We start from the raw sequence: 8,129 nt of genomic DNA, 5'->3' as shown, positions 1-8,129 counted from the left end.
AAGAAGAATTAAATGCTATTTCTCTTTGTGCTTTAAAGGCAAAAGAACTAGGCTTAAAAGTTGCTGCAGGGCACGGACTTAATTATAAAAATGTTCAAGAAATAGTAAAAATTAAAGCTATAGACGAATTAAATATAGGTCAAAGTATTATTGCAAGATCTGTTTTTGTAGGTCTTAAAGAAGCTATTTTAGAAATGAAGGCTTTAATGAATGGATAAATTAGCTATAAGCATAGGTGATATTAATGGAATTTCTTGCGAAATTCTAATTAAAGCTCATCCTATCATTTCAAAAATTTGCACACCTTATTATTTTATCCACCCTAATTTACTTTCCCAAGCTTTAAAAATTTTAAATTTAACCCTTGATAATTATAATTTAGTTATTTTTGAAAAAAATGATAAGGAAGATTTTTTTCTTCAAGAAGAAAATAAACATTATAAAATTTTTTGCTTCAAAAGCAAACTTTACACAAAAGTTGATTCAAATTTCGATATTAATATTGGAAAAATTGATGCTAAAAGCGGACTTTACTCTTTTTTAAGTTTTCAAGCAGCTAATAATTTTGTAAAAGCAAAATATGCAAAAGCCTTAATTACCCTTCCTATTCATAAAAAAGCTTGGCAACTTGCACATATACCTTTTAGAGGACATACAGAAGCTTTAAGATCTTTTTATAAAAAAGAAGCTATTATGATGCTTGGATGCTCTAAACTTTTTGTAGGGCTTTTTAGCGATCATATTCCTTTAAAAGAAGTAAGTAAAAAAATTCAATTTATTCCTTTGGTTAAATTTTTTATTAATTTTTATGAACAAACACATTTTAAAAAAATTGGGGTTTTAGGATTTAATCCACACGCTGGTGATTATGGTGTTATAGGTGGAAAAGAAGAAGAGTTTATCAAAAAAGCTATTGAATTTAGCAATGCCTATTTAAGCTTTTTAAAGACTAATGCTAAACAAAAAAATGCTTTTTTGAAAAAATTTAATATTACAGAAAAAACTCTATTGCAAAATGCTTTAAAAAATAAAGTTTTAAAAGAAGAATTGCTTCAATTTAATACCCATTCTTTTTATCTTCCAGAAGTTTTAGTAGCTGATACAGCTTTTACTAAAAATTCTTTAAAATCTTGCAATAGACTTATAGCTATGTATCACGATTTAGCTCTTGCCCCACTTAAGGCTTTATACTTTGAACAAAGTATTAATATAAGTTTAAATTTGCCTATCATACGCACTAGTGTTGATCACGGCACTGCTTTTGATATAGCTTATAAAAATAAAGCAAAAACTAAAAGTTATGAAGAAGCAATTAAATTTGCTCTATACTTAAATCATATACAAAAAGACAAAAATGCAAAATTATAAGAAAGCTATTTTTGCCCTTGCTTTAAGTGCTTTTTGTATGGGTGTTACTGAATTTGTTATGGCTGGAGTTTTAGTTGATGTTCAAAATTATTTTAATATTGATGCAAAAATTGCGGGCTATCTTACAACGCTTTATGCACTAGGGGTAGTAATTGGTGCTCCTTTAATTAGCATAATTTTGAGTTTTTATAAAAGACATATGCAACTTTTAATTAATATAGCTATTTTTGCTTTTGCTAATTTAATTATTTTCTTTAGTACAAATTTTTATTTGAGTGCCTTTGCGAGATTTATAGCAGGAACTCAACATGGGGTATTTTTTGTTATTGCTACATTAGCTATAAGTGCAATAGCTCCAGAAAATAAAAAAAGCCAAGCTATTGCTATTATGGTTAGCGGATTAACTATAGCTTTAGTAAGCGGGGTTCCACTTGGAACTTTTATTAGTCATTATTTTGGATTTAAATTTATCTTTTTGTTAATTTTTATAATTAGTATTTTAGCATTTATAGGAATTTTACAAATGATGCCTAAAAATCTTAATCCAAACCAAATGAGTTTTAAAAATCTTATCCCCGCTTTTTCTCACGCAAATTTGATAAAAACCTATATTATTACTATTTGCACTTGTGGGGCTCAATTTATTCTTTATACTTACTTACAAAAACTTTTATTAGAAAAAAGTGGTTTTGAAATTCAAGATAGTGCTTATATTTTACTTTTATATGGAATTTGTGCAATTTTAGGAAATTTATGGGGAGGAAAAATAGTTAGTCAAATCGGATCAATTCGCTCTTTAAGAATTATATTAAGCATTCAAATTATTATATTTTTAAGTGTATTTTTTACAATGAATTCTAAAATTTTAATTGTTTTAAATATAGCTTTGATTGGTTTTTTTGCATTCTCAAGTATTAGTGCCTTAAAGATTTTAAGCATTATTAAGGCCAAAAGGCATACCTTTAAAACTATTGATAGCTCAGTAAGTGTTAATGAAGCTGCTTTTAATGTTGGTATTGCTTTAGCATCTTTTATTGGAGGACTTGTTTTAAGCTATCTTGGGATAGAATTTAATGCATTATTTTGTGCTTTATTTGTTTTGCCAGCACTAATTTTAAGTCTTTTTTTTGCTAAAGATAAATTTTCTTTTAACCAAATTAAAAGAAAAAAATAATATGGAATAATATTTGCTTGAATTCTATAAATCAATTAAAGGATAAGTTATGATTATAAATCCAAGCCAAAATAATTCCATATTTTTTAGCAAGGTTAAAGAAAAAAATTTCTCAAGTGACGAATTTCAGGCAAGCATAAATGAAATAAAAAATAAAGAAAAAGATGATGCTAAAGAAGAAAAAGAAGTATTACAAAATCAAGATATTGATCTTTCTAGTGTTAAAAATAACTTCGGTGTTTATGCATGGCAAAAAATGAGAGAAGATCAATACAAAAAGAATGAAGAAACTATTTTAAATAAACTCTTTGCAGCTATTGATCAAGCAAATCAAGCTAAATAATAGCTTGATTATACATTTTTAAATAAATTTTCCAAATTTTTAAATGCTTCTGTTGCGCTTTCATTATTTTTAGAATCAAGAACATTAAGTTCTATCTCACAAGAACTTAACATAGAAACAAGACGAATATTAATTCCATTTCTCCCTATAGCTTTACTTTTTTGATCATTATTTAAACTTACAATAGCTTTTTTATCCTTAATTTTAACAGAGCTAATAATAGCAGGTGCTAAAGCCCTTGCTATTAAAATTTCAATTTCATTTGAAAATTCTACACAATCGATATTTTCATTATGAAGCTCTTTGCTTACCGCATTGATTCTCACACCCTTAACACCAACAGTAGCTCCCACTGGATCAATATTGCTCATATTTGTTGTTAAAACAACTTTTGCTCTCTCTCCTGGAATTCTTGCGCAATTTTGTATACTAACATAACCATCTTTAATCTCTGGAACTTCAGCTTCAAGCAAACGTTCTAAAAATTTAGGACTTGTTCTAGAAAGTTCTATTTTAATACCTTTATCAATATAGACACGGCGAATAACTGCTTTAACAACGTCCCCTATTTTAAATTTTTCTCCTTTGATGCGATTTTTTCTTGGTAAAAAAGCTCTTAATTCATCAATTTCTATATAAGTATTTTCTTCACTATCTATACGCACAACACTACCAAAAACTATTTGACCTGCTTTATTTTTATATTTTTCAAAAATAGTTTGTTCTAAAAGTTTTTGGATATGATATTCAAGTTCTTTATGTAAAATATTAACTGCTGTTCTTCCTAAATTTTCTAAAGAGCACTCATAAGTAAGCTCATCTCCAACCTCAACTTCTCCAGCTTCTTTTCTAGCTTTACTTAGAGCAATAAAACTTTCATTATTTTCGCTTAATCTCTCATCATTATCTGCTATAATGGTAATTTTTTGATAAAGTTTTAAACTTTTTTTATCAACAAAAAAATCATATTCTTGACCATAAATTTTTTTAGCTGTGTTAATTAATGCAATAATTACTTTATCTTTAACACTTTCTAAATCTAAATTTTTTTCATTAGCAATAGATTCTATAATATCTGTAATTTTTTCCATTTCTATATTGCCTTTTTTGGGAAATTTTCATTAATTTGCTTAAAGAAGATAAAAATTATATCTTTAATAAGTTTAATTAAAAGTAAAATTGATATAATAATAAATTTAAAAGAAGTTAAGGAAAAACTATGGAAATAAAATTAGCAAGAAATTCAATCAACGAAAAACCAAAAAATATCACTTTAGAAAAAATTGAAGAAGCAGTTATAAAAGAAGGGCAAAAATTTTTTTACTTTGATAAAGATAATTCCCATAAACAGTTAATTTCTCTTGTAGAATATTTTGAAAAAAAGGGTTTTAGTGTTTATCATAGAACCATTAAATACGGACTTGATGAATCAGATTTTATGTATGAGGTGCATATTCTTTGAGTGAAAAAAAATTATTTATCCAAACTTTAGGTTGTGCTATGAATGTAAGAGATTCAGAACATATAATTGCTGAACTCTCTCACAAAGAAAACTATACCTTAACTGAGAATATTGAAGAAGCAGACCTTATACTCATTAATACCTGCTCTGTAAGAGAAAAACCTGTTCATAAGTTGTTTTCTGAAATTGGAGCCTTTGAAAAAGTTAAAAAAAATGGTGCCAAAATAGGCGTTTGTGGTTGCACTGCTTCTCATTTAGGAAATGAAATTTTTAAAAGAGCTCCTTATGTTGATTTTGTTTTAGGGGCAAGAAATATTTCAAAAATCACAAAAGCTATTAAAACTCCTAAATTTATAGGAATAGATATTGATTATGATGAGAGTGAATTTACTTTTGCTGATTTTCGAAATAGTCCTTATAAAACTTATATTAACATTTCCATAGGTTGTGATAAACATTGCACTTATTGTATAGTTCCTTACACACGCGGGGATGAAATTTCAATTCCATTTGATATTATTTTTAAAGAAACTTTAAAAGCGGTTCAAAAAGGAGCAAAAGAAGTATTTTTACTTGGACAAAATGTAAATAATTATGGTAAAAAATTTCGCAATAATCATAAAAAAATGGATTTTTCAGATCTCTTAGAAGAACTTAGTTCTATTGAAGGTTTAGAGCGCATTCGCTTTACTAGCCCTCACCCTTTGCATATGGATGATAAATTTTTACAAGTTTTTGCCAAAAATTCTAAAATTTGCAAGTCTATTCATATGCCATTACAAAGTGGCTCTGATAATGTTTTAAAAGCTATGAAAAGAGGATATAATAAAGAATGGTATTTAAATAGAGCGTTTAAAATTAGAGAACTTTGTCCTGATGTTAGTATATCAACAGATATTATTGTAGCATTTCCAGGTGAAAGTGATAAAGATTTTGAAGAAACTATGGATGTTTTAGAGCAAGTTCGTTTTGAGCAACTTTTTTCTTTTAAATATTCTAAAAGACCTCTTACTAAAGCTGCTTCTATGCCAAATCAAATTCCTGAAGATATTGCCTCTTTAAGACTTACAACTTTGCAAAATAGACACAATGAAATTTTAGATGAAATTGTCCTTAAGCAAAAAGGTAAGCAAATGGAAGTTTTATTTGAAGAATTAAGAACCAACGGAGCTGTTGCTGGTAGAACTGATAATAATTTTTTAGTCCAAATTCAAGGAAGTGAAGAATTTTTAGGAAAATTAAAACGCGTCAAAATTACAGATGCTAAACGTATGGTGCTTTATGGGGAAATTGTTTAAAGATATTTTTTTAACTAGAATAATATTTTTATTGCAATGGTTAATTTTTCTAACTTGCTCCAAAGAATATAAAGGGGAAAAAGTAGATGAAAATCCTTATGTTATTTTATTTTGGCACGGACGCTTAGCATTAATGCCTTTTGCTTTTAGACATTTTAAATTTAAAGATAAAAAAGCTTATGTGATGATTTCTTTGCACAGAGATGGAGAAAAAATTGCAAAAATTATTTCATTTTATGGTCTTCATTCTATAAGAGGTAGCACTTTTAAAGGTGCTAGAACAGCATTAAAATCGGCCTTTAAAGTTTTAGATCAAAAAGACGATATAGTAATTACTCCTGATGGACCAAGAGGGCCTTTTCATAGTATTTCAGATGGAGCTATTTTAATTGCACAGAAAAAAAATGTTAAAATTAGAATTTTAAATTATGAAACAAATCGTTTTTGGAAATTTTCAAGTTGGGATCAAATGATTTTACCAAAACCTTTTAGCAAAATCATTTATAGACTTTCTGATCCTTTAGATATTTCTAATTTATCAAAAAATCAAGCAAAAGATTTTTTAAAAAAAGAATTTGAAAAAATATACAATATGGATAGTTTCAAGGTTAGTTAATGTTTTTTTTAAAAAAATATCTTCCTCAGCTTTTTATCGCTATTCTTTTAAAAGAAGATAAACAAATTTTAAAAGCAAAAATTTATAGAAATAAAAATTTAATTAATACTCAAGAAAAAACTTTTGATGATGAAAAAAAACTTCTAGAATACATCAAAACACTAAGTAAAAAATATTTTATATATTATGTGGGTTTATTTTTAAACAATCAAGAACAAGGATTAATTCCAAGTTTAAATAGTAATCTTGATAAATTTAATGTAGGCAAAATGAGCATAAAATGTCTACCTATGAATAATGCACAAATTTATATTGCTACAGAACATATAGAATATTTTAATGAACTTTTTGAAGAATATAGTGGGATTGATTTTTTGTATTCTCCTTTTGCTTTGTTGTATTATCATATTACAAAAAGGAATTTAAATTTAGAGAAAACAACTTTATATATACATAATTATGATAACTTTTTAACTTTAATGATTTGCAAAGGAAAAGACATTTTGTTTGGAGAATATAAAGTTTTTGAAAAAAGCTTCATTCAAACTAACTTTCAAAATCAATCGAATTCTCTAAATGAAGAATTATTTTCTAAAGACGATCAAGAAATCAACATACAAGAAAAATATGATTCTTTAGAAAATGAAAATAAAGAAGATATACCACAAAATGATCATCTTGATTTTAAAGAATTAAATAATTTTGGTCACGATATGGAAATTTGCAATTATATCTTTTCAAGTATCCAAAAATTTTATAATGATGATAAATATTCCAATAGCTTTATTGACGAGCTTATATTTTTTAGTGATGAAGAATTTTCTCTTACTGCTTTTGAGGTAATAGAAAATGAAATCTTTTTAGAGCCAAAATTTGAAAAAATTAATACCCTAGATTGGATGATAACTTTAATGCAAGAGGAAATAAACTCTTATGAAATATAGTTTTATACAACCAAGAAAGAAACCTATTTGGACGCTTTTTGATAAAACATGGTTTGCTTTATTTATATTTGGAATTTTATTTATTTTATTTATTTATTTTATTTATTTATTTAAAGTAAGTTTTACTTATAGCTCCATAGAAGACAAAAAACAAGAAATGGTATTAAAAGAAAAGCAAATTTCAAAAAATGAAGATTTATATAAAATTTTACTCAATCAAAGTTATATGGCAAATAATTTTTATGCACAAAATCTATATACTAAAGAAAGCCTTAAAAACATTTTAGATATGGTTATTCAAACAAATGCAATTACTTTAGATAGTTTAGAGCAAAATAAATACTCGTTAAAGCTTTCAGGCGTTACTCCGACAAAAGAAATGTTTATTTTACTTTTAGAAACTCCTTTGAAAAGTGTTTTTGATGAAAGTCATACAAATTATTATAAACTTAATAATGGTTGGTATCGTTTTATTAGTATTAATACAAAAATAGGAAACAATAATGAAAGATAAAAGTTTTGAAGAAATAAATATTTTAAAACTTCTTGTCTATTCTCTTAGTTTTATAACAATATGCACTGGATTAATTTTATTTTTACTTTTGCCCATACTTAAAGAATATAAAGAAATTATTATAAAAGAAAGTATTCAAAATTCACAACTTCTCTCAACCAATAAAGAACTTAAAGCAAGCGAAGATAAATTAAATCTTTTGCGCAAAGAAAATCATACAAGCTTAGAACAATTTAAACATCAATTTGATATCCAAAACTTTACAAATTTTGTAAAAAATTATTTTCAAAATGTGGAAATAAAATCTTTAGACATCAATCAATCAACTCCTTACCTAAAAAATCACTTATTAATACAAGCAAATATTAAAAATCCCAGAGTTTTATATAACTTCATTGACAGTTTAAAAC

At 26.1% G+C, this 8,129-nt stretch carries 11 protein-coding genes; 10 read left to right on the top strand and 1 reads right to left on the bottom strand.

Features of this window, described 5'->3' with window-relative positions; genetic code table 11:
• The 4 genes from JG677_RS05915 to JG677_RS05900 form a co-directional block, all read left to right on the top strand.
• Window positions 1–218, top strand: a 218-nt coding sequence (locus JG677_RS05915; RefSeq protein ID WP_200285661.1) for a pyridoxine 5'-phosphate synthase, incomplete at its 5' end; no start/stop codon positions are given.
• On the top strand, window positions 211–1,368 hold the full coding sequence (pdxA, locus tag JG677_RS05910) for a 4-hydroxythreonine-4-phosphate dehydrogenase (RefSeq protein ID WP_200285659.1): 1,158 nt from the start codon (window positions 211–213) through the stop codon (window positions 1,366–1,368). The genes JG677_RS05915 and pdxA, both read left to right, overlap by 8 nt.
• The gene (locus JG677_RS05905) at window positions 1,355–2,542 is read left to right on the top strand and encodes an MFS transporter (protein WP_200169356.1); all 1,188 of its coding nucleotides are present in this window, start codon (window positions 1,355–1,357) and stop codon (window positions 2,540–2,542) included. The genes pdxA and JG677_RS05905 overlap by 14 nt, the downstream gene beginning before the upstream one ends.
• 49 nt (window positions 2,543–2,591) lie before the next feature.
• Complete coding sequence (locus JG677_RS05900; protein WP_200169355.1) at window positions 2,592–2,885, top strand: hypothetical protein; 294 nt, start codon at window positions 2,592–2,594, stop codon at window positions 2,883–2,885.
• A gap of 8 nt (window positions 2,886–2,893) precedes the next feature.
• On the opposite strand, the gene nusA is transcribed toward JG677_RS05900, so the two are convergent.
• Window positions 2,894–3,976, bottom strand: a complete 1,083-nt coding sequence (gene nusA / locus JG677_RS05895) for a transcription termination factor NusA (protein WP_200285657.1) — start codon at window positions 3,974–3,976, stop codon at window positions 2,894–2,896.
• A 128-nt stretch (window positions 3,977–4,104) separates the two neighbouring features.
• On the opposite strand from nusA, the gene JG677_RS05890 reads away from it, so the two are divergent.
• From JG677_RS05890 to JG677_RS05865, 6 genes are all read left to right on the top strand, one after another.
• Window positions 4,105–4,347, top strand: coding sequence for an HP0268 family nuclease (locus tag JG677_RS05890; RefSeq protein WP_200169353.1), 243 nt, complete (start codon window positions 4,105–4,107; stop codon window positions 4,345–4,347).
• Entirely contained in the window at window positions 4,344–5,645 is a 1,302-nt protein-coding gene (gene miaB, locus JG677_RS05885; protein WP_200169352.1) for a tRNA (N6-isopentenyl adenosine(37)-C2)-methylthiotransferase MiaB, read from the top strand. The genes JG677_RS05890 and miaB overlap by 4 nt, the downstream gene beginning before the upstream one ends.
• Entirely contained in the window at window positions 5,629–6,261 is a 633-nt protein-coding gene (locus JG677_RS05880) for a lysophospholipid acyltransferase family protein (RefSeq protein WP_200169351.1), read from the top strand. The genes miaB and JG677_RS05880 overlap by 17 nt, the downstream gene beginning before the upstream one ends.
• The gene (locus JG677_RS05875; protein WP_200169350.1) at window positions 6,261–7,205 is read left to right on the top strand and encodes a clan AA aspartic protease; all 945 of its coding nucleotides are present in this window, start codon (window positions 6,261–6,263) and stop codon (window positions 7,203–7,205) included. Before JG677_RS05880 ends, JG677_RS05875 begins: the two co-directional genes overlap by 1 nt.
• Window positions 7,195–7,719, top strand: a complete 525-nt coding sequence (locus tag JG677_RS05870) for a hypothetical protein (protein ID WP_200217062.1) — start codon at window positions 7,195–7,197, stop codon at window positions 7,717–7,719. Before JG677_RS05875 ends, JG677_RS05870 begins: the two co-directional genes overlap by 11 nt.
• The coding region (locus JG677_RS05865) for a hypothetical protein (RefSeq protein WP_200285655.1) at window positions 7,709–8,129 on the top strand (421 nt) is incomplete at its 3' end. The genes JG677_RS05870 and JG677_RS05865, both read left to right, overlap by 11 nt.

Origin of the sequence: Campylobacter sp. TTU-622 (genome assembly GCF_016598965.1) — a bacterium.
GTDB lineage: Bacteria > Campylobacterota > Campylobacteria > Campylobacterales > Campylobacteraceae > Campylobacter_D.
This window is presented reverse-complemented; position numbering and strand designations above follow the sequence as displayed.